The 21,835-nt window shown below is 38.8% G+C and carries 18 protein-coding genes and 1 pseudogene; 2 read left to right on the forward strand and 17 right to left on the reverse strand.

Going from position 1 to position 21,835, the window contains the following annotated elements; translation table 11 throughout:
• The first annotated feature begins 89 nt into the window (after nucleotides 1-89).
• The gene (locus V7137_RS11775; RefSeq protein WP_335698262.1) at nucleotides 90-875 is read left to right on the forward strand and encodes an SDR family oxidoreductase; all 786 of its coding nucleotides are present in this window, start codon (nucleotides 90-92) and stop codon (nucleotides 873-875) included.
• Here the strand turns inward: V7137_RS11775 and V7137_RS11780 are convergent.
• The 5 genes from V7137_RS11780 to V7137_RS11800 all read right to left on the reverse strand — a co-directional run bounded on the left by V7137_RS11780 (nucleotide 870) and on the right by V7137_RS11800 (nucleotide 5,627).
• The gene (locus tag V7137_RS11780; RefSeq protein ID WP_335698263.1) at nucleotides 870-1,682 is read right to left on the reverse strand and encodes a sugar phosphate isomerase/epimerase family protein; all 813 of its coding nucleotides are present in this window, start codon (nucleotides 1,680-1,682) and stop codon (nucleotides 870-872) included. The genes V7137_RS11775 and V7137_RS11780 overlap by 6 nt on opposite strands.
• 147 nt (nucleotides 1,683-1,829) lie before the next feature.
• Nucleotides 1,830-2,687, reverse strand: coding sequence for a helix-turn-helix transcriptional regulator (locus V7137_RS11785; protein ID WP_335698264.1), 858 nt, complete (start codon nucleotides 2,685-2,687; stop codon nucleotides 1,830-1,832).
• A gap of 86 nt (nucleotides 2,688-2,773) precedes the next feature.
• Complete coding sequence (locus V7137_RS11790) at nucleotides 2,774-3,532, reverse strand: phytanoyl-CoA dioxygenase family protein (RefSeq protein ID WP_335698265.1); 759 nt, start codon at nucleotides 3,530-3,532, stop codon at nucleotides 2,774-2,776.
• 252 nt (nucleotides 3,533-3,784) lie between these two features.
• On the reverse strand, nucleotides 3,785-4,522 hold the full coding sequence (locus V7137_RS11795; RefSeq protein WP_335698266.1) for a GNAT family N-acetyltransferase: 738 nt from the start codon (nucleotides 4,520-4,522) through the stop codon (nucleotides 3,785-3,787).
• Nucleotides 4,523-4,841: 319 nt separating this feature from the next.
• Complete coding sequence (locus tag V7137_RS11800) at nucleotides 4,842-5,627, reverse strand: phytanoyl-CoA dioxygenase family protein (protein ID WP_335698267.1); 786 nt, start codon at nucleotides 5,625-5,627, stop codon at nucleotides 4,842-4,844.
• A gap of 119 nt (nucleotides 5,628-5,746) precedes the next feature.
• On the opposite strand from V7137_RS11800, the gene V7137_RS11805 reads away from it, so the two are divergent.
• Entirely contained in the window at nucleotides 5,747-6,637 is an 891-nt protein-coding gene (locus V7137_RS11805; protein WP_335698268.1) for an AraC family transcriptional regulator, read from the forward strand.
• 169 nt (nucleotides 6,638-6,806) lie between these two features.
• Here V7137_RS11805 and V7137_RS11810 read toward each other — a convergent pair whose 3' ends face one another.
• The 12 genes and pseudogenes from V7137_RS11810 to V7137_RS11865 all read right to left on the reverse strand — a co-directional run bounded on the left by V7137_RS11810 (nucleotide 6,807) and on the right by V7137_RS11865 (nucleotide 21,774).
• Nucleotides 6,807-7,595 (reverse strand): 5-deoxy-glucuronate isomerase, encoded by a 789-nt coding sequence (locus V7137_RS11810; protein WP_335698269.1) that lies wholly within the window; start codon nucleotides 7,593-7,595, stop codon nucleotides 6,807-6,809.
• Nucleotides 7,596-7,605: 10 nt separating this feature from the next.
• Nucleotides 7,606-7,704, reverse strand: a pseudogene (locus tag V7137_RS11815) (class II fructose-bisphosphate aldolase); the annotation flags it as partial.
• 12 nt (nucleotides 7,705-7,716) lie between these two features.
• Nucleotides 7,717-8,613, reverse strand: coding sequence for a myo-inosose-2 dehydratase (gene iolE / locus V7137_RS11820; RefSeq protein ID WP_335698270.1), 897 nt, complete (start codon nucleotides 8,611-8,613; stop codon nucleotides 7,717-7,719).
• A gap of 14 nt (nucleotides 8,614-8,627) precedes the next feature.
• On the reverse strand, nucleotides 8,628-10,547 hold the full coding sequence (gene iolD, locus V7137_RS11825) for a 3D-(3,5/4)-trihydroxycyclohexane-1,2-dione acylhydrolase (decyclizing) (protein ID WP_335698271.1): 1,920 nt from the start codon (nucleotides 10,545-10,547) through the stop codon (nucleotides 8,628-8,630).
• A gap of 105 nt (nucleotides 10,548-10,652) precedes the next feature.
• A complete protein-coding gene (locus V7137_RS11830) occupies nucleotides 10,653-12,116 on the reverse strand; it encodes a CoA-acylating methylmalonate-semialdehyde dehydrogenase (RefSeq protein WP_335698272.1) in 1,464 nt (487 codons plus the stop codon).
• A 43-nt stretch (nucleotides 12,117-12,159) separates the two neighbouring features.
• Nucleotides 12,160-13,161 carry a 5-dehydro-2-deoxygluconokinase gene (iolC, locus tag V7137_RS11835; RefSeq protein WP_335698273.1) on the reverse strand — a complete coding sequence of 334 codons (1,002 nt, stop codon included), beginning with the start codon at nucleotides 13,159-13,161 and terminating at the stop codon, nucleotides 12,160-12,162.
• Nucleotides 13,162-13,194: 33 nt separating this feature from the next.
• Complete coding sequence (iolG, locus tag V7137_RS11840) at nucleotides 13,195-14,217, reverse strand: inositol 2-dehydrogenase (RefSeq protein WP_335698274.1); 1,023 nt, start codon at nucleotides 14,215-14,217, stop codon at nucleotides 13,195-13,197.
• 175 nt (nucleotides 14,218-14,392) lie between these two features.
• Nucleotides 14,393-15,406, reverse strand: coding sequence for a LacI family DNA-binding transcriptional regulator (locus V7137_RS11845; protein ID WP_335698275.1), 1,014 nt, complete (start codon nucleotides 15,404-15,406; stop codon nucleotides 14,393-14,395).
• Nucleotides 15,407-15,647: 241 nt separating this feature from the next.
• The gene (locus tag V7137_RS11850) at nucleotides 15,648-16,529 is read right to left on the reverse strand and encodes a helix-turn-helix domain-containing protein (protein ID WP_335698276.1); all 882 of its coding nucleotides are present in this window, start codon (nucleotides 16,527-16,529) and stop codon (nucleotides 15,648-15,650) included.
• Nucleotides 16,530-17,060: 531 nt separating this feature from the next.
• Nucleotides 17,061-19,778, reverse strand: a complete 2,718-nt coding sequence (locus tag V7137_RS11855; RefSeq protein ID WP_335698277.1) for a sugar-binding protein — start codon at nucleotides 19,776-19,778, stop codon at nucleotides 17,061-17,063.
• A gap of 269 nt (nucleotides 19,779-20,047) precedes the next feature.
• Nucleotides 20,048-20,884 (reverse strand): carbohydrate ABC transporter permease, encoded by an 837-nt coding sequence (locus tag V7137_RS11860; RefSeq protein WP_335698278.1) that lies wholly within the window; start codon nucleotides 20,882-20,884, stop codon nucleotides 20,048-20,050.
• Nucleotides 20,885-20,904: 20 nt separating this feature from the next.
• Nucleotides 20,905-21,774, reverse strand: coding sequence for a carbohydrate ABC transporter permease (locus V7137_RS11865; RefSeq protein WP_335698279.1), 870 nt, complete (start codon nucleotides 21,772-21,774; stop codon nucleotides 20,905-20,907).
• Nucleotides 21,775-21,835 lie beyond the last annotated feature (61 nt).

Consider the following 21,835-nt stretch of genomic DNA (forward strand, 5'->3'; position numbering starts at 1 on the left):
TAGGTTGTACCTGATTAAGTAAATTTTTACGTTTAAAATCTCTATAGTGGATATATTAATATACATAATCATTTTTAGGAGGCTTTTTAGTGGAGAAACTACTTCATAATCAGGTTGCTTTAGTTACAGGGGCTGGCTCAGGGATAGGAAGGGCTGCTGCTGTAAAGCTTGCTCAAAATGGGGGAAAGATTGCTTTAGTAGATTTGCATAAAGAAAACGTGGAAGAAGTTAAAAACCAAATTGAAGAAATGGGTAGTGAAGCACTTGTATTGGAAGCCAACGTTTCACACCCAGAGGAAGTAGAGAACTGTTACAAAAAAACCATTAATCAGTGGGGAAGACTGGATGTTGTCTTCGCTAACGCTGGAATTAATGGGGAAGTTGCGCCAATTGAAGACTTGGAACTCGATGAATGGGACTTGACCATTTCCAATAACTTAACGAGCACTTTTTTAACTGTTAAATATGCAATCCCACATTTAAAGACAAATGGGGGGAGTATAATTATTACTAGTTCAATTAATGGAAACAGGATCTATAAAAACATTGGAATGTCTGCGTATAGTACATCCAAAATTGGCCAGATGGGCTTTGGAAAAATGGCAGCACTTGAGCTAGCCAAGTATCGTATTAGAGTAAACATTGTCTGCCCAGGTGCCATTGAAACAAATATTGGTGAAAACACATGGCAAGAAAAAGAGAAATTGAAAAAGGTGCAAATACCCATAGAATATCCGGAAGGAAATCAGCCTTTGGAACACAGATCAGGAAAACCCGAACAAGTCGCCGACTTGGTACTTTTCCTTGCTTCCAACCAAGCCAGCCATATTTCGGGAAGCGAAATCTTTATTGACGGGGCGGAATCCCTTTTATAAAACCTCATTAAGCATTTCAATTTGCTCTCTAAATCTATTTGCCATCCAAAGATTAATAGTCCACAAATCACTTACAGGTTGATTGGTGTAAGGCAATGTATGCATATAAAATGGTGGAGGACCAAATTCAGGAACAACTGTTAAAAAAGAATGGCCCTCTTTTTGACGTTTTAGATAGATTTGTTTCCACCATTTTTCATGTGTTAACAATTCATTTCTATACTCCGGTGCACTAGGATCAGGCACTTGAGGTCCACCAGGGTATCCTACACGAAGATGAATTTGAAATGCCCTATTCATTGCAATTTCCAAATTTTCTGTTTGGTCTTCTAACAAAGATTCACATACACAGCACCAGTGGCTAAAGTCCGCATTTATTTTTAAATCATTAACATCATTTAGCAATCTCACCGTGTTCCATGGAGTATACATAGATCTACCTCGATGCGTCTCATGAACAATTGGAACATTTACGAGTTTTTCAATTTTAACTGCATTTTCAAAAAAATGTAATTGATTATTGTAATTCATATCATCTTTTGCACTGTGAGAATTAATTAGAAGTGGTTTGAATTCAAGTGCACGTTCCACTTGTGTTTCGAATGAGGCTAAATAGTCTCCACTAGTTAATATTTGCGTTATATAATCTAATTCATATTTCTCAAGAAGCTCTTTAAATTGATTTTCAACATCCTTATCTGGCAATACAGATTCTACACCTGAGTATCCTGCCTCTTTAATCATTTTAAAGCTCTCTTCTAACGGTTCCGTCATTCCCCACAATGCTTTAACTATTTTTAATTCCAAATTATCAACTCCTTAAATTTGTTGCGAAATTGAGTGATCTTATCTTCGGAAATCACTTTATCAAAAATGATGTAGCCGTTCGCTCTGACTTGCTCCACTGCATATTTACCCGGTCCATCTTCACCATCCGGGCTTTTATAGATAAACTCAACGCTTACTTGAATTACTAGATTCGGTTTTCTTCTCAGTACACAGTAAACTGTTAGCTTGTTTTTGTATTTCGGAAGGTGTACTACCTGCATGTTTTTTGACTAGACGAGCAAAATGGTACGATGTTTTAAATCCAGTTTGGTAGGCAATTTCCCCAATCGGCAGTCCCGTATTACGCAAAAGTTCCATCCCGCGTTCGATTCGATATTGCCATAAGTATTGAATAGGAGTTTTATTTTCAAGTTTTTGAAATAAACGAATGAGATGTTCCGGGGATACACCGCTTTTATCGGCTAAATCCTTTAACGACAAATCTTCGTGGAATTTCTCATGTATGATTTCTTTTGCCATTAGTACTGATGGATGGACCTTGCTTATGTACTGTTTACGGCATTCCGTAATATAAAGCAACATGGATGACTGACCTAACGAGCAAATTACTTCATGGTTATCTTCGGAATGATCACGGTGAATCGCCATCATTAGGCTCATTAATTGATTCATTTTATCAGAGATAGGAATGTATAAAGGAAGACTTTCGTATTCGTCTAACATTTTTTCGCTAAGAGACTCTGCAGTAATCGTTATCCAGCGATGCCAGGTTTCTTCCTCTTTAGCGAAAATAAATTTTTCATGATGACCCGGTTTTAAGAATACAACATGACCGATTGGGATCTGATTTGAAACTCCGTCAATGTATATATTCATCGAGCCAGTATGCAGCAAAACTAATTGCAAATCATTTTGAAATCGAGGACCATACTGACCCCCAGGAGGATAAACGATAGAACCCGCGTTGGCATTTTTTATGAAAAGGGGCGGATTCTCAGCCGCCCTAATAGTAGTATTGTTCATCGTCTCTTCACCCTAATCTTAAATAATAATCGAGTTATTACGTTCGATAAATTCTATTACTATTCCTTCTTTTCGATAAAGGTTAATTATGATAAAGAAATCTTATTCTTCAAATCTTCTCTTTCAATGGTTGAATCATGACGAATATAATGACATACATAAGATCTGCGCCATCTGTCATCTGTACGGTTTTTCCTAGAGGAATGAATCAATAAGTTATGGAAGAAAACGATATCTCCGCTTTTCATTACAACGGGTATTTGTTTTGACAAATCTGCGCCTTCCGTTTCGTCCGTCCATGCTTCATGCTCGCTAACATCCTTTACTCTTCCATGAGGCAGTAATCCTTCCTTGTGGCTTCCGGGAATGACCCATAAACAACCGTTTTCCTCATCAACATCTTCCATCGCAATCCATGCGGCTGTTAACGTATTAGGCTTGTTATCAATATAATAATAATCTTGATGGGCCGCTTGTCCCGGAGAGCCTGGAGATTTATAGAAGTACATACTTTGAATACCTACCGCTTCATCGCCTAATAGCTGTGCTAAAGTATCGCGAATTATTGGCAATTTCATCATTTGTAATGAAAAACCATCGTGCAAATGAGGGTTAAACAAACGCACCGAGAAACGATCCTTGTCACTAATTTCATGCCCTTTACGCGGATGCGCCCAATCTGGAAGTTTCTCAGTTGAACGAATGGTGTAAATATGAGAATTAAATGCTTCAATCAAATCATTGCTACAACCATTCCTAATGACTAAATAGCCGTCTTCTTCATATTGTTTCACTTGTTCAGGACTTAATGGAGATGTATGTTTTACTGTTACAGGTTCAAACATAATAATCCTTCCCTTCAATTCTTTAAATTAAAACGTTTAAGAAAATAGTAAAAGAATTATCTGAAAAAGAAAATGCACCTATTCGACCTATTTGTGTCTAGAATTGATATTCCGAAATTTCTATCAGTTAAGTGCTTTAAGGGTGCAGAATGATGCGGATGCCTAAATAGGACAGATTGATGACAGACACGTTTCTCCCCTGCCAGCTGATAAAAACTGATTACTTCTAATTGGGCATGACTGGGATGGGTATTATTCTAACCAGTAACAACCTCTCACAATTGCATTTATTTCCTCATATCCAGCTTTTTTATAAACTTTTATTGCATTAGGATTGTGAGCATATAAATAACTTACTGTTTTTAGTGTCTTATCATTAAAATCAGTAATAAAGTTAATTAATTGGCTGCCATAACCCTTACCTCTTTTATCTTTTTTAGTAAATACATCATTTACCCTAGAAATATCATTCTTGTGGTACAAAGAAGCTATACAAACTAATTCTCCATCAACGTATCCACCAAACAAATAAAAATTTTCCTTATCTATCGACTTTAACAGAGATTTATACCCCCACTCACCTTGTTCTTTATCAGAGCAGAGTAATTCATTTATTGTTTCATCTATATGGTTTAACCTTTTAACATGAAGGGTCTGAGGAATATCTATTATTTTTTTATTTTTTTGGACAAAGAAACAAATTTCATCTAGTGATTTCTTAAATCCTTTACTTTCTAAATATTGACCAACTTTACTTTTATTTCTTGAGAATGTATACACTTGTGGAGTTATATCTATTGATTGATAAAAATTCACAATCTCTTTTATTGCGAATTCATAGTCAGAATCATCATTAATGAATGCATGATTACTATCATATGATAAAGGATTACTTTTATCATAAAAGATTTTACCAAAAGGTTTTTCTATAACTTTAGATTGAACCTCTGCAAAATTATTTTCAAATTTTATTATTTTCTCTATTAACATTTTTATATCCTCCGAATAGTTAAATGCTTAATCTTCCTAAACTTACCTATTTATATCTTTTATGCAGGAATTTTTCTGTGTATAAAGGGTATAAAATTAAAAAGAGAAGTGCTGGTAACACTTCTCCCTACAGCCTCTACCGTCGGCGCGATGGTTGTCAGAGATTAAGTGTAACAACCATCACCCTAAAAATATCAAACAGCATCTCCATTTTATCATTTCCATCAATCTAAAAACCAATCTCTTCGACAGTACATCGATAGTTTGGACCTAGAAGAAACGAAAGTATGTGTGTTTCGACCAAAATTGTTGCTATCAACTATCCATTCTCTACTTTCGAGGCAAAATCAGCCTGATAATCACGGAAGGTTGGATTTTCTCCACAGACCATCAAGCCTTGCCCCCAGTTCACGTGTACATCGGCAGCCGGTTTATCCGATGGATCACGATATTGGAATAATACATTTCTACGCGGCCGGTTACTTCGATTACTATCCGAACCGTGTATGGTTAAATAATTAAAAAACAGAACGTCGCCTGCTTCGGCAGGGCACGGAGTCCCTATGGAAATCGGATATTCCTTATGATTTAAGTAGTGACACCCTACATGAGGGATTGATCCTTCTTTATGAGATTTCGGTATTACCCTCAGGCATCCGTTTTCCAAGTCTGCATCATCCAGATGAACACTAGCAGCCAACATGGTATGACTTTCATGTGGAAAATACGGATGATCCTGATGCATTGGAAAAGCTGCTCCCTTTTCAGGTGGTTTAACCAGCATTTTGGAGTGATGTAATTGCACATTCGGTCCGATAAGCTTTTGCAAAATCGACACCATATTTGGATGGATAATAGCTCTGGAGAAAGATGCATCATGATAATGAACGTCATGAAACCCTTTTAAAACAAGTTTTTTTAACTCGTTTGCTGGGTTATACTCCCCTTGCCAAGCATGATTTCGATCAAGTTTTGTATTTGCTGCACGTTGAATAATCTGTTCGACCGCATTTTTCATTTGCTCTACTTCATCTTTAGTAAAAACCCCTTTAACAAGCAAGTATCCATTTTCTTTGTAAAAATCAGCATCCTTTAACGTTATCATGATATTTTCCTCCTTTAAGATTGATAGAATACTTGTTATAATTTTAAAAAATTAAGTAATTTCAGTCTTTATCATAATAGGCTACTTTTTTGTCTTATGAAGACATCGGAGGGATATTTTTGGTTGTCCAATCATGTCAACTCAGTGAAGGAATTTTGAATCAATATGCATTGTGGCCGTTTGGAGAAGATATTGCCTTTAAGGTTCATTATTGGGGCGTTACCCCGGAGCAATTTAACAATCCGTTACATAAGCATTCATTTTTTGAAGTTTGTTATGTTCTAAGTGGAGAAGGACTATATAAAGACTTGGATGAACAATATACGTTAAAGAAAGGTACAGTATTTTTATCCCGCCCAAACATTCAACACCAAATATTAAGTAAAACAGGACTTTTTCTTGTTTATGTTGCTTTCGAGATTTTACATGAAAAATCAAAGGATGAGGCCATCAGCATGTTTAATCTACTGGCGAAAACAAATAAGATTTGTGTCAGTGTTGCTGATGATTCCCCAACTTCCTTAATATGGAGGGCATTGGTAGATTACACCTCAAACGGCGGTACCAACGATTTTAACTTCATTACTAATATGGCACACACACTCATACTTTCCTTTAACACTATGTTTTCCGAAGCAAATCAGAGATGTCGAAGTCAAGAAAAAATCTTTAATAGTTCTCCAACCCATTTATATCAAGCAAAGCTGTTCATTCGTGATAATTTATCAGAACCATTAAAGCTAGAACATGTTGCCAACTACCTTCACATTTCTAGTCGTCATTTATCAAGGCTCTTTTCAAATGAGCTGTGTGAAAGTTTCTCCAATTATATTCGTAAGGAAAGGGTAAAGGAGGCAGCTCGCCTGCTTGAAATGACAAGCATTCCTATTAAAGAGATAGCTGATGTTACCGGCTTTGGGTCAGTGCATTACTTTACACGCGTATTTACTTCGATGATGAACGTATCACCTGCTAAGTATCGCAATGATTACGTGAAAAAGAAAATGTAGCCTAGAAAAAAAACGTTTGCCAAGGACTGAGCAAACAAGAAAATCACCATCTCCATTTTTTCACATAAATAAAAGCCGACTATTTACAGCTTGTAAATAGTCGGCCTTATATGGACTTTTAGACTACTTTCATAGAAGATAAATTTTTTTATGAAAGGTGGTTACAATCTCATTTTTCTGGCCAGATTTTCGCGTCTGGCTCGAGCAGCCATTTATGCTCTTCCTCCATGATCCGGTCAGTCCAAGGATTGTTTTCGAGATGGCGAATCATCCAGCAGAAGTACATCGCATAACCTGGTGCAGTTGCTTGCGGATGGTCAAGATCACCTGGAATCGTAATATAGCTGTTATGTTCGACACGATAAGCTTCGGGCCCAACCATTGCACATCCAAAGCCTTGAGGCTTATCAAAACGGTAGTAATATACCTCAGGCTGGTCATGATGATGCGGCGGATAGCTGGACCAGCGGCCAGGGTAGGAAATAACCTCTCCAATTACCAAATTGGAATAAGGAGCATTATTATAATCAAAAATAGTACGGATCACACGCTCTGCCGTTCCGTCCCAAACTCCTTCACCAGCAATCGTGCTCCCACAATCCTCCGGAGTATATAACTTCGCTTCAAATAGTTTCTCATTATCCGTTTTTTGAACAAGTATCTCACTGCTCTTAAGTGCAGTGACCCTCACTTCTACCTCTTTTGGTACATGCAGACACCACGGATTTTCTTCAAATACACTGTCGCGCTTTATCTCACGGGATTCGCCGTTCCATTCTATGCGGACAGTTCCCTCAAGAAGAAGGATGGCAGTTTCTTTGCTACCGTCAAAAAGCGACTCAACTTCACCCTCAGCCAACGTGTAAATACCAATATCCTGCATCATATCAGGATGTTTGCTTTCCATATCAGCTATCGTGGTATAGCCATGTTTGAATTCACCAAGTTTTTCATACATTTATATTGTCTCCCATCACCATTTCTATATTCGCTACACTGAAGGCACCTACACCGTATTGATTCTCCTCAGCGTGTGCCAAGATTTCTTTCATCTTTACTAATGTCATGGTCGTTCTCCTTTACAGTCCACTCGTTTCACGAATATATTTTCGTGCTTTTAATGCATATTCAAATGGGTTAGCAACTGCAGGGTCCTGTTCAGCCTCTACAACAAACCAGCCTTTATAACCAGCAGCATCTAATACTTCAAAAACTGGTTTAAAGTCAATGACTCCGTCTCCAGGCACCGTAAATACTCCATCTTTAACGGCTTGTAGAAAGCTCAATTTCCCTTCATGAATCTTATTAGCCACATCTATTCGTACGTCTTTTAAATGAACATGATGAATACGACTCAAATGTTTATTTAGTACGTGTAAATGATCTTCACCAGAAAAAACAAGATGGCCCGTATCGTATAGAAGTGATACTTTATTAGGATCCGTTTCCGCCATCAAGCGGTCAATTTCATCTGTCGTTTGGATCCCTGTACCCATGTGATGGTGATAGACAATTTTCATCCCTTTTTCAGCTGCGAGGTCGCCAAGAAGATGTAACCCTTTGACTAAAAGCTGCCATTCTCCTTCTGTAAAAACAGGCTTATGATCAAATAGCGCTGTCTCCATTTGCCCTTGAATGCTATTGCCTTGTTCAGAAACGACAATAACTTCCGCACCCATTTCATGTAAAAAGTCTCGATGTTTGATAAATTCCCTTGTTGTTTCCTCGTATGGTTTAGAGGTTAAAAAGCTGCTAAACCAAGCACTCGCAATTTCTAAGCCCCGAATTGACAATGCTTTTTGTAAAACCTCAGGATTTCGAGGGTATTTATTGCCGACCTCGCTGCCGGAAAATCCTGCAAGCGCCATTTCACTAATACATTGCTCGAATGTCACATCACCGCCAAGCTCTGGCATATCATCGTTTGTCCATCCGATTGGCGCAATCGCCAACTTAACTTGATTTCCCTCAAACATCCTCGTTCCTCCTCTTAATAAGCACGTGCTTTTTTTAGATTTGTTTGGTTTCTTTCATAGGCGGCTTGGATGCCTTCGTTTTTAGAAACTTCCGCTACACCTATATTCCACCAAGCGTTATAGCCATTTGTCATCGTTTTAGGAAGTACTTTGATGTCAATCAGCGTACTGACCGCTTGTTTTTTCGAATCATTCACGGCTGCTTCAAGTTCCTCCATTGTCCGAACAGAATACGTTTTTACTCCGTAGCCTTCTGCTACCTTGGCATAATCAATTGCCATGACCGGGCCGTCCAATTTTCCTGTTACTTGATTCCTTTTGCGGAATTCTGTACCAAAGCTGCCCATGCCATTTCCCATTTGCAAATTGTTAATACAGCCGAATCCAGAGTTATCAAACAGGATAACATTAATTTTTTTACCTTCTTGAAGGCTAGTAACCAGTTCAGTATGTAGCATCAGATAACTTCCATCCCCAGTCATCGCATACACTTCCTTGTCTGGTTCTGCCAACTTCACACCTAAAGCGCCGGCAATCTCATAACCCATGCAAGAATAGCCGTATTCCATATGATAGGTGTTACGTGTTTTCGATACCCACATCCGCTGCAGGTCGCCTGGCAAACTTCCCGCCGCCCCAACAATCACGGCATTGTCATCAAGCATCTCATTCACCTTGCCAATCACACGTGTCTGGGTTAGTTCGGAATGAAGAACTTCCTTATATTCAGACAGCTTTTCATCCAAATGACCTGCGATTTCCGGGATGAAGTTTTCTCCATATGTAATGCCATAAAGACGATTTAATTCTTCCCCCCATACACGCTTCGCTTCCACGATTTCATTTTCATATCCGGAAACGTAGTCTCCAAGTTGGTTAGAAATCGCCTCAAGCCCTGCCTTCGCATCAGCAACCACACTCACTGCATCTAATTTCGCTGCGTGGAATTCTGAAATATTGATGCTCAAAATGGCTGCCTCACCAAACAATTGCTTAGAAGCTGTTGTAAAATCAGTAAAGCGAGTGCCTACCGCAATAATTAAATCCGCTTCTTGTGCAATGGAATTCGCCGCCGAATTACCTGTAACGCCAAGTCCGCCTAAGTTTAGTGAATGTGTGCTTTCCACACCGCTTTTCCCTGCCTGTGTTTCACCAAAAGGAATATGGAATTTTTCAGCAAATTGTAAGAAACTATCAGCGGCTTCAGAATAGCGCACGCCTCCGCCTAATATTAGTAAAGGCTTCTTCTTCGTTTGAATGAGTTTCACTGCATCGTGGACACTTTCAGTCGACGGCTGACGGCGCTCGATTCGATGAACTCGCTTATCAAAGAATCGTTCTGGATAATCCCATGCTTCTCCCTGTACATCCTGTGGCAGCGCAATCGTCACCGCACCAGTATCGGCTGGATTGGTTAACACACGCATCGCGTTCAAGAGTGCAGACATTAGCTGCTCTGGACGATTGACACGATCCCAATACTTACTCACGGCACGGAAGGCATCATTCGTGGAAATAGATAGATTATGAGTCTGTTCAATTTGCTGCAATACTGGATCAGGTTGTCGGGAGGCAAACACATCACCAGGAAGCAAAAGAACAGGAATATTGTTCGCGGTTGCCGTTGCTGCAGACGTCACCATATTGGCTGATCCCGGTCCGACCGAAGCAGTACAGGCCATAATCTGTTTACGATGTTTCTGCTTGGCAAAAGCCATCGCTGCATTCGCCATTCCCTGTTCATTCCGGCCTTGATAGACTTCTAACTCTCCAGGATTTTCTTCCAATGCCTGACCAAGTCCTAGCACATTTCCATGACCAAAAATCGTGAAAATGCCTTTGATAAGCCGTTGTTGATTCCCATCGAACTCTACATATTGAGCATTTAAAAATTTTACAAGCGCCTGTGCTGTTGTTAATCGAATCGTACCCACTATTTAATCCCCTCTCATCCAGAAAGATATGGCTTTTTTTCAAAAAAGAAAAAGGGATGCAGCACGGACTGTCTCCATCCCACTACTTCCCTTTTATTTCTAGAATTACTTTACATATCGAGCTGTTAGCATTTTCTTTCTTGTGTAGAATTCGACTCCATCCGTTCCATTCGCATGTAGATCACCGTAGAAAGAATCCTTATAGCCTGAGAACGGGAAGAACGCCATTGGAGCCGGAACACCCACATTAACACCAAGCATACCTGCATCGATGGTTTCACGGAATTGACGGACAGCTGATGCGCTGTCTGTATAGATGCAGGCGCCATTTGCGAATGGTGATGCATTTGCAAAATCTACTGCTTCTGTCAAATCTTGAACACGGACAATGGAAAGTACTGGCGCAAAAACTTCATCCTGCCAGATTTTCATTTCTTGGGTCACATGATCGAAGATAGTTGGACCAACAAAGTAGCCTTCTCCTTTTACTGCATCGTCTTCACGACCGTCACGGACGAGCGTTGCCCCTTGCTCAACTCCTGATTCAATATAACCAAGAGTACGTTCTTTGTGAGATTCACGAATAACTGGTCCAAGGAAGACTCCTTCATCAAGTCCATTTCCGATGACAATCTCATCGGCAGCCTGCTTAAGTGTCGCAAGCAACGCATCAGCGATAGACTCCTCGACTGTCACAACAGCAGCCGCCATACAGCGCTCACCTGCTGAACCGAAAGCAGCACTAGTAATTTCTTTTGCTGCTACATCAAGATTGGCATCTTTTAATACGATCGAGTGATTTTTTGCACCAGCAAGTGCCTGAACACGCTTTAGGTTAGCTGTACCCGTTTTGTATACATATTCGGCAACCGGCTGTGATCCGACGAACGAAATCGCTTTAACAAGCTTATGTTCAAGAAGCCCATTTACCACATCATGTGCACCATTTACGATATTCAATACACCTTTTGGAAGCCCTGCTTCTTCAAACAATTCTGCAAGACGGGCTGCAAGAATCGGTGTTCGCTCTGATGGCTTTAATACGAATGTATTTCCACAAGCAATCGCTAGCGGGAACATCCAGCAAGGAACCATCATTGGAAAGTTAAACGGCGTAATACCACCAACAACACCAATCGGATAACGGTACATGCCGGATTCGATATTGGTTGCAATATCAGGAAGCTGTTTACCCATCATTAATGTCGGTGCACCTGCAGCAAATTCCACACATTCAATACCGCGAAGGACTTCACCATAGGCTTCTGAATAGCTTTTTCCATTTTCTTTTGTAACGAGCTTTGCTAGTTCATCCCAGTTGTCCACGAGAAGCTGCTGGTATTTGAAAAGAATACGTGCACGTTTTGGAACGGAAACTTGAGACCATGTTTTAAATGCTTCATTTGCTGCCTGAACAGCATGATCAACTTCTTCTTTTGTGGAGAGTGGTACGATAGAAAGCTCTTCTCCCGTTGCGGGATTATAAACTACCTCAGTTTTTTCTGATGTTGACTCTACCCATTCGCCGCCAATATAGTTTTTTAAGGTTTTTACAGTAGTCGCTGTCATCTGAGAATCATCCTTTCTATTTAAAAATCTATTAATCTCACTTTTAAGCAAGTTCATAAACTGCTGTTTCCATATGACTAAGAAGTTCTTCGTGTGTTGGCATCGCATCTGAGCAGCTATGACGGGAAATGACAATCGATGCTGAGGCGCTTCCCATTTTCATCGCTTCTGATACGTACTGCCCATTCATGAGTCCGTAAATGAATGCTGATGCGTAGGAGTCCCCTGCACCAAAGGTTTTTAATACATTCGTCCGGTAAATACCGCTTCTGTGGGATGCTCCATCTTTTGTGTAAGCAATCGACCCTGCGCCTCCGTGTTTAATCACAACGAGCTCGGCACGGTATGAAAACCAGCGAGAAGCTGTATACTGATCATCTGATTCCACACTATTTAACAGTTTTTCCATCATGTCAAACTCTTCTCGAGTCCCAATAATGACATCACATTTCTCAGCTACCAAGTTGTAATAAACAGCTGTTTCTGCTTCATCCGTCCAAGTGTACGGACGGTAGTCAAGGTCAAAGAATACCGTTACGTCATGTTTAACTGCATATTCTAGTGCAACAAATACAGCCTCACGAGACGGACTTTTTGCAAGCGCAGTTCCAGAGATTAATAGTGCCTTTGACTGTTTAATATACTCTTCATCCACTTCAGATGGGTGCAGCTTCAAATCCGCTACATTGTCTCGGTACATCAAAATACTGCAATCTACTGGGCTTTTGATTTCTGTAAAAGCAAGGCCCGTTACGGCTCCTGTCCGGTCAATCTTCACACCTGTTGTATCAATCGAATTCTTTTCTAAGTAATTTGTAATGAAACGGCCCATTTGGTCGTCCGATACTTTTCCGATAAAACCAGTCTTCTGGCCAAGCCTAGCTGAACCAATCGCGATATTTGCAGGTGAACCGCCAACATACTTCGTAAACGTTCGTGTTTCCTCCATCGGACGGTTCGTCTCATTGGCATTCAAGTCAATGCATAGCCGGCCCACTGCAATAAGATCGAGGGGGCGGTCTTGATTAAATCTGAGCGGGTTCATATAACTTCCATCCTTCCGTTTAGTTTCCTAATACTAGACAGTTGCCGATTGACCAACCTGTTGCAACTGAATTGGCGCTCCAATTGCAAGCGACTTTTTAGCCGCATGGGCAATCCTCTCTGCCTGGAGGCCATCAAAAATGCTGCAGCTTACTGGTTGATTTTCAAGGATGGCAGTAACAAACTCGGTTACCTCATCGGTATAGGCTTGTGTGTAGCGTTCTAGGAAAAAGTATAGTGGTTTCTCTTTAAAAACACTTTCCGCAGTGGAAAGCTCCACATTGTTAGCGCGATTGTTATCCGCTTGTGCGGCACCCTTGTCACCAAACACTTCTAAGCGCTGGTCATATCCATAGGCAGCACGGCGACTGTTTTCAATAACGCCAAGAGCGCCGTTTGCAAACTTTAACGTAATAATAGCAGTATCAATATCACCGGCTTCACCAATAGCTGGATTTACCAGTACCGCCCCGGTTGCAGAAACCTCCACAACCTCACTGCCCATAATATAACGGGCCATATCAAAATCATGTATCGTCATGTCCATGAATAATCCGCCTGACGACTTTATGTAATCAACACTTGGTGGCTCCGGATCACGGGATGTGATGCGTAAAATATGTGGCTGGCCAACTTTACCATCTTGGACGAGTTCACGGATTTTACGGAAGTTTGGATCAAATCGGCGATTGAATCCAACTTGAAGCTTTACACCAGCTTTTTCGACAGCTGCAAGTGCTTCTTCCGTTTCTTCCACAGTAAAACTGACTGGTTTTTCACAAAAAATATGTTTTCCTGCTGTTGCAGCTTCTTTAATAATGTTTGCATGTGTATTGGTAGGCGAACAAATAAATACAGCATTAATTTCCGGATCATTTAGGATGTCAAGGTAACTTGTTGTCAAAACTTCTATTTGCTTCTCTTTTGCCCATGATTCAAGATGTCCGATTGCTACATCTGAAACACTTTTTACTCTAAGGCGTGGAATGCCTCTCAAATTATCAACATGTATTTTCCCAATACGTCCAGCTCCGATTATTCCTACAGTCAATGTCATTACTGAATCCTCCCTTTTTTACGATCAAACATAAATGGTTAAGCGCTCTCTCTAATAAAATATTGCTCTTTTTATACTTAATCTTACAGTTTTTTAAAGAATAAAGGTCAATATCAGTAAAGCGCTTAACCAAAAGTGATAATGAAAAGCTTCCGATAGTTCGGTCGCTTATGGTTCATGAATGATATCTATTAATATTTCTTACGGACTCGCGTTCTACAAGTGTTGGGGTAAGCATAATACGGTGAGTAGGCATACCTGGCTTTTCAATCGATTCCATCAGCTGCTGAATGGCATAACTGGCCAAATCAGAAATAGGCTGTGCAATGGTCGTTAACCCAGGGTCTGCTATTTCGGCGTAGATCGTGTTATCAAAGCCAATGATCGATATATCATGCGGAATCGATAATTTCGCCTTCCGTGCTTCATTTATAAAGACCACAGCAATTAAATCTGTTGTAGCAAACACCGCTGTTGGCAAGGTATCCAACTCCAATATTTGATGCGCCGCTTTTTTTGCTTCTTCAATTTTAGATTTTGCCTGGATAACTAAAGTGTTATCAATGTTAATTCCTTCATCAACGAGCGACTGCTTAAACCCCTCTAAACGTAATTGACCGCTTGCACGTTCTGCTTCTGTAATGACGGCTATATTCTGATGCCCTTTTTCCAATAAGTAACGGCCCGCAAGATACCCCCCTTTTACATCATCGGTAGTAACAACGTTTGATTCTAATGCAAGATGGTCAAAAGAAAACATGACGAAAGGAATATTCCGATTGTGAAGGTTTTTGAATTTCTTCAGATCTTTAGGTTCCGTTGCAATGATTATGCCGTCAACTTGTTTTTTAACAAGGAGCTCCAAATAGTCATTCTCGCGTTCCCGTTGATAATCTGTACTGCACAAGATGAGCGCATAGCCAGTTTCCCGTGCATTGTTTTCTAGCGCCCGGGCTACTTCAGCAAAGAAAGGGTTGGCGATATCGGGAACAAGCACTCCAATGGTGAACGTTTTCTTTCCCGTTAAAGCTGCAGCTAAACTGCTCGGCTGATATTCGAGTTCTTCCATGATTTCTAGGACCTTGTTTTTCGTCTTCTCACTGATTCGGCCCGTATTATTTATTACTTTGGAAACTGTTGCAATGGACACATTCGCTTCCTTAGCTACATCATAAATGGTTGGTTTCATCTGTATACTCCTCTTCGTGCTTTAAATTCATATACCACGAAGTGCTTTTCTCAATTTTATAATTTTGGTCTTAATGTTAACAAATTTTCGTGATGGAGAACTTCCATTATAATAAAAGCATAACCAATTCCATCTTCCTCACACCAAAGGAAAGCGCTTACCTTATTTCGATTATATTTAAATACGATTGATATTTCAATACTTTTTTAAATTCAATTTAAATAAATGATCCTCCAAACTATTAATCTATTTTACTAACATACTTCCGATATTCTCCTGGGCTCATTCCAACTATTTTTTTAAATACCAAGTGAAAATGAGTAACATTGTTATAGCCAACTTGACTTGCAATATCAGTAATTTGTAAATACGAATGCGTTAACAAATTTTTTGCATGTCTGACTCTTTTTGATGTGATAAATTCGATTAGAGTAAATCCTGTAATACGCTTGAATTCTCTACTTAAATAAGATGGACTGACAAAAAGGTTTTCTGCTAAATCAGAAAGTTTAAGGTCTTTATAAAAATTTTCGTTCACGTACTCTAAAGCTTTTGAAATGGTATTATTTAATTTAAAAGAGTATTTAGGATTTAAAGAAGGTAATTGTTTTTCCTTCTCATATTGTCTGTTTATTAGTACAAGAAGCCAATTCAATAAACTTACGATACTACACATCGAGTCGTCACGGTTTAACTCAAACTCTGTTTGAAGTTGTTTCCTAATCATATCAAAAATGATCTGATCATCTTGATTCATCTTCATTTGGTGTGAAAAACCAGGTGGACGTTCCTTAAATATTGTAAGCGGATCATACTGATTATCTGTTTGTAGCATACGAACTATTTTAGGGTGGAACATGATAATTAAAGCCTCAAATGGTTCCCCGTCAATTAGTTGGCTTTTATGTAATTCATTGTTGCCGATAATAAACATATCACCTTCTTGAAACGTATAAAATTTATCCTCTATAAAGTAATGTCCTTTCCCCTTCAAGGTATAAAAAATTTCTAAGGAATCATGCCACTCAAAAGGCATTTTCCAATCACCTTCATTATGGTCCACAAATATTTGAAAAAGGAAAGGATCTACAAATGTTTGCAAGGCTTTGGGATAGTTTGACAATAATTACACTCCTGACTTCACACTAATAGAATCTAATACAAGACTTTGAGATGATGCCCCGTAAAATCCACCAATTGCTATTACGGATTGCCCCCCACAATAAATAAAAATTTCAATTTTTCCAAACACTATGCTTTATCAATGATCCTATTAACTGTAGCTTCTTCCCATCTGTATCATAGAGTACTAGTCTAGAAATGTGGAATTTATCACCCCACTAAATTAAAGCGCTTACAATTAACGGTAATCCAGCACCAGAACCACCTAAAATGGTTAGCTTCATTTCAACAACTCTATATTTTCTCTATTTTAATTTAATATGTAATAAAAATCTAATTAAATTTAACTATTTATTCAGATTTTTTGAACTAATTAATAAATACTTCGATTTTAGATCATCGGTTTATGTCTAAGTTTTACGCTGATTTTCTTAGAAATTTAAAATTGTTTCAAATAAAATAACAAGTAAAATTTTATGATATAAAAAAATACCCCTGGCTATTAATAATTGGCCAAGGGAATTCATAATCATTATTTTCCTATCGGATAGGATATACTTTCTGTTTTACCGTCTTCTGTTTCATAAGAAATAAGCACATAGGCAGTTTCAGGTAATTTGTCAGACGGATATTGCAATACGGCTTCAGATTGTTGATTAAATTTAAAATCTATTGTTTTCTTGTCTAAGATTAGGTTATTTGACCATAGAAACACGTTTGCTATGCCAGGATTTTGCGCTTTTAGTTTTACTTTCACCGTGCTTTGATCCACTTTTGGCTGACCCAAAATCATTATGCTATCTTGCTCAGCAGCCCTTCCGCTAGCTAGTGGAACTCCGTTTAAAGAAGACTGCAATATTGATTGTGGCGATAAAACACTTTTCGTAACATCCATTGGGAAAAACGGTTCTGTTGGTTGTTGCAATATCTTCCCATCCGGTTGGTAGTCTTCTAGCTTTCCATGTCCCCAACGATACGGATCACCTTGTACACCACCCCAAGTTGACCAACCTATGCGCGTTTGTCCTGTTTTGTCCTTTGTATCTGAATCATAGACGAAAATATTAAAGGCAAACTTTTCAGGATCAACTGCGGCAGGCAATACAGAGAAAGGGATCCTTACTTCCATCGAATACCCATTATAATTATCTTCGTTAATTTTTGATGCGATTTCCATTCCTGGCGCAGTCAATTCGATTGGCCCCTGATGGTTATCAGCATCACGGTATGCCGCAGGCTTATGTTCTGTCGTTGTTGGGAAAATACCGACCTTAAAGGTGGAAGATGTATTTTCTGAATTTCCTTGTGGGTCGATTGCAATTTCTACGGAATCCGTTCTCCAATGACGTTTTGCATCAGCCTTATCTAAGACCGTACCTAACAGATCATCTTGAACGTTCACATAGAAATATAAGGCATCCTTGTCCCAGCTTACTTTGGCATGACCTGAGGCGTCCATAGAAGAAGTTGGTACCGTTCCTTCCCATACTCGGCTTAAGTCTATATCTTGATCAAGATACTCACCTTCGTGCGCCTCACCATCAATAGTAGGTTGAGTTGTTGCTTGCTGAATATCAGTAATAGGAACTAAATTAATGGCTGCAGTTTGAACCACAGATTTATCCATTGTTTTGGTCGTTATCGTAAAGTCGTAATCACCATTTGTCCCTCCCTCATTAGAAGTTTTTAATGAAGGATTTGTATTCGTAACCGAAAACTGGATTGCCTTTGTTTCATTTGGTTTCATAGAATCAATCGATACTGAAGGCTGAAGTGTTTGGAAGCCTTCCGGCAGCTGAATAGATACTTCTCCACTTTGAACATTGCTGCTATTATTCGTTACATTAACTTGAATATCCCGCGTTTCACCTAATCCAATTGAAAATACAGGTTTAATCAAATTCTGTAAATGCTGTACTCGATTTTTTTTCGTCCATTCTTGGAACTCTTTAACGTGTGGCAATGGCTGAAGTGTGGCTTGTACAGCTGATACACCTTCAATTACCCTGCTTGAAAAACCTTGTTTTTCCCCAACAGCTAATTTAGCGTTAAGTCGATATCTTTTTGTTTCCATAGTTTGCGAGGCTTTTACGTTAAAACTAAACTCCTTCGTTTCACCTTTATTAAGCTGCTTAATAGACACTTGATCATTCTTCTCGGCTTCCAATCCAACAGGTAACTCGAGAGTTAGAGTTGCATCTTTTAAATTCATTTCACTATTGTTGGTTACTTCAACATTAACTTCAAATGTATCACCAGGCACAATTTTGTAATTTGAAGTTGTAACAGATAATTCTGTTCCAAGAGGAAGACCTTGTTTATTAGAAAGAAGTGCACCTTCAAGTAATGAAGTCGATTGTTGATTATCCTTTGTTATCGGGACACGGCTGTCAAACTCTGTAAAACGATCACAGCTCAATTGATTTGGATCACTTGGGACATCTTCAAATGTCTTCCAGCCTTGTGACTCATAAATTCTTTGAGCATCCCGTTCTAGTTGTCCCCAAGTCTTGTTTTGCTTTGTTGATTTTCTTCCACTCCAAATGCTATATACTTTATCAGTTGGTTCAGCTGGAACAAAAGTAGTTTCACATTTTTCCCCCAAGTTGGTTCCTACACCGTTTGCACCACGATAAACAATTTTCTTTGCTTTCCAAGGACTTAATCTTTCTTTTGAAATTTGCTCTGGAAACTTTGTAGGATCTGCAGCAGCGTAAAATGCCTCTACTGCCATTCTGGCCGCATATTGATGGTTACCATGATTTCCTGGTGTTGGAGACGGATTCATTGTAAAGATAATTTCAGGTTTTGTCATTCGAATTGTACGAACAACCTTTTCAAGTGTTGAATCATGGCCCCACACTTTTTCTGTTAAAGGTGCACTAACATTGTAGTAAAAATCAACTTTATCTAGATTAAATACATGATTGATTCCAGCAATGGATATAGCATTTCTTTCCTCTTTTTCTCTTAAAATACCTAAATCAGAGCCTTCTTCAGGTCCTACTGCATTTCCTCCTCCTTCTCCACGTGTAATTGTCAAAACGCCCATATGATAGTTATATTGTTCAATCCACTGTCCGTATGTAGACAAACCTCCAGCTTCATCATCAGGATGAGCTCCGATGAACAACATATCTAAATCGACCGGTTTTTCTTCAGTTTTTGCCAAACTAGAACCTAATGGAAAAAGACTGCACATCATCGTTAAAGTTAATGTTCTAGCAATTGTTGAAAACTTTTTCTTCATACTTTTTTCTCCCTTCAATTTTTACTTTAAAAAACTTACACAGCCTTAATTAACCTACATTATAGTTATAATAAAAAAACGGTAATAGTTCTTTAGATATTTTTACTAAAAATTCAGATATATTATTTTAGAAAAAAATGAGTAAAAAGTACTAAATTATTCCCTTTCAAAAATGAACAAGAAAAAAAGCCGGGATATGAATCCGGGCTGATCGTTATGAAACAGGACTTGCTTCCTGAAATCAGAAGGCATGAGTTTTTAACTGCAAGTTACCCCTTGACTGATCCAGAACTTAATCCGCTCACCACTTGCTCTTGAAGAAGAACAAACATCAAAATGCTTGGAATGGTAATCATCGTAAGAGCGGCAAATAACGCAGTATAATCGTAACTGAACATAGAGGTAAAATAATTCAACACCAATGGAACGGTTCTATTTTCGTTGCTTGAAGTAAGCGTTAAGGCAAACAAAAATTCGTTCCAACAATTGATAAATTGAATAATCGCGGCTGTTGCAAACCCAGGTCTTGCAATTGGCACCACAATTGAGTAAAACGTACGAAGAAAACTTGCCCCATCAATGTAAGCAGATTCCTCAATTTCATTAGGAATCGTAAGGAAGAAGCTTCGAAGAACAAAAAGGGTAATGGGAATACCAATGGCAGTATATACCAAAACCAACCCTGTTTTTGTATCATAAAGCCCGATAAACTCAACCACACTGTAAATGGATTGCATCATAGATGTAATTGGTATAAACAATGTGATACTCATTACAGCAAGCAATAAATTGATAACCTTTGATTTTACCCTTGCAAAAACATAGGCCGCCATCCCCATAAAAATTAAATTGAATACAGTTGATGCTATAGAAACTACAATGCTATTCCCATAGTATTGGAAAATCGGTGAAACCTTTATGGCCGTGATATATCCATCAAAACTAAGTGATGTTGGAAGAGATAATGGTGTTGAAGTTATTTCCTGTGTTGTTTTAAATGAAGATATTACGACCCAAAAAATTGGCAGAATTGAGATAAACGTAATTAACGCCAAAAAGAGGTAGGTCAGTGATTTCCATATAATTTGTTTGGTGCTATCTCGCAAATTTCATCTCTCCTTCACACCTAGACATCCGATTGTCCAAATTTAAATATTCGAGTTGCGACAAGAATAATGAACAAGCCTAGGAAAATCAACAATGTCCCAATCGCATTTGCGTACCCATAGTTGTTTAACATCATTGCTTCTTTATATAAATAAAGTGGTAAATTTAAATTTGAGTCATTTGGACCTCCATTTGTCGTTAAGAAAATTAATTCAAATTCTTTTAACATACTTGTTGTCGCAAGAATAACACTTATCCCTATTACATTTCGCAATAATGGCAAGACAACAAACAGATCCGTTTGAAACCTTGTTGCACCATCGATTTTTGCTGCTTCATAGAGTGATTGGGGAATGGTTGCAATTTCAGCCATAACAATAATGGTGATAAGAGCAGAAAAAAATAACCAACCACTTGTTACAGTCCAAAACGATGTAGATGGATCGAAATACCAATTCAGTGAAAAGTCTTCAAAACCGATCATTTTTAAGAAGGAATTGATCATACCCATTTGGGGATTAAATACATATAGTAACAACATGGCTCTCGCGGCTGAGGATATGATGATTGGAATCATGTAGGATGTTCGAACGAACTTCCATCCCAATGGTTTATGTGATAGGACCAATGCAACCAACACACCTAATGCCACATGGAATGAACCCTGCAGCGCCACCCAAATAATCGTATTTTTGAACGCAATCAGAAAAGCTTGATCTGAAAGCAGTGCAATGTAATTATCAATACCGATAAATTTCATCGGCTGATTTATTTTATAATCGAAAAAAGATGTAAAGATAACATTAACAACCGGATATCCAAACACAAGAAGAAATATGATAACAGCGGGTGTTAGAAAAATAGCATACCAAAGTCGATTGCGTTTCATGCTGCACCTCCTAGTATCATGTAAGTTGAATCGAAGGACGTTTCGTCCTTCGATTCATGAT

The sequence above is a fragment of the Neobacillus drentensis genome (assembly GCF_036962765.1).
GTDB classification, from domain to species: Bacteria; Bacillota; Bacilli; order Bacillales; family Cytobacillaceae; genus Neobacillus; species Neobacillus drentensis_C.

What these genes read in the sequence shown, in the direction of transcription:
- V7137_RS11785 (WP_335698264.1), bottom strand. Translation starts at nt 2,687, where the DNA reads ATGAACAATACTACTATTAGGGCGGCTGAGAATCCGCCCCTTTTCATA.
- V7137_RS11790 (WP_335698265.1), bottom strand. Translation starts at nt 3,532, where the DNA reads ATGTTTGAACCTGTAACAGTAAAACATACATCTCCATTAAGTCCTGAA.
- V7137_RS11795 (WP_335698266.1), bottom strand. Translation starts at nt 4,522, where the DNA reads ATGTTAATAGAGAAAATAATAAAATTTGAAAATAATTTTGCAGAGGTT.
- V7137_RS11800 (WP_335698267.1), bottom strand. Translation starts at nt 5,627, where the DNA reads ATGATAACGTTAAAGGATGCTGATTTTTACAAAGAAAATGGATACTTG.
- V7137_RS11810 (WP_335698269.1), bottom strand. Translation starts at nt 7,595, where the DNA reads ATGTATGAAAAACTTGGTGAATTCAAACATGGCTATACCACGATAGCT.
- iolE (WP_335698270.1), bottom strand. Translation starts at nt 8,613, where the DNA reads ATGTTTGAGGGAAATCAAGTTAAGTTGGCGATTGCGCCAATCGGATGG.
- V7137_RS11830 (WP_335698272.1), bottom strand. Translation starts at nt 12,116, where the DNA reads ATGACAGCGACTACTGTAAAAACCTTAAAAAACTATATTGGCGGCGAA.
- iolC (WP_335698273.1), bottom strand. Translation starts at nt 13,161, where the DNA reads ATGAACCCGCTCAGATTTAATCAAGACCGCCCCCTCGATCTTATTGCA.
- iolG (WP_335698274.1), bottom strand. Translation starts at nt 14,217, where the DNA reads ATGACATTGACTGTAGGAATAATCGGAGCTGGACGTATTGGGAAAATA.
- V7137_RS11845 (WP_335698275.1), bottom strand. Translation starts at nt 15,406, where the DNA reads ATGAAACCAACCATTTATGATGTAGCTAAGGAAGCGAATGTGTCCATT.
- V7137_RS11855 (WP_335698277.1), bottom strand. Translation starts at nt 19,778, where the DNA reads ATGAAGAAAAAGTTTTCAACAATTGCTAGAACATTAACTTTAACGATG.
- V7137_RS11865 (WP_335698279.1), bottom strand. Translation starts at nt 21,774, where the DNA reads ATGAAACGCAATCGACTTTGGTATGCTATTTTTCTAACACCCGCTGTT.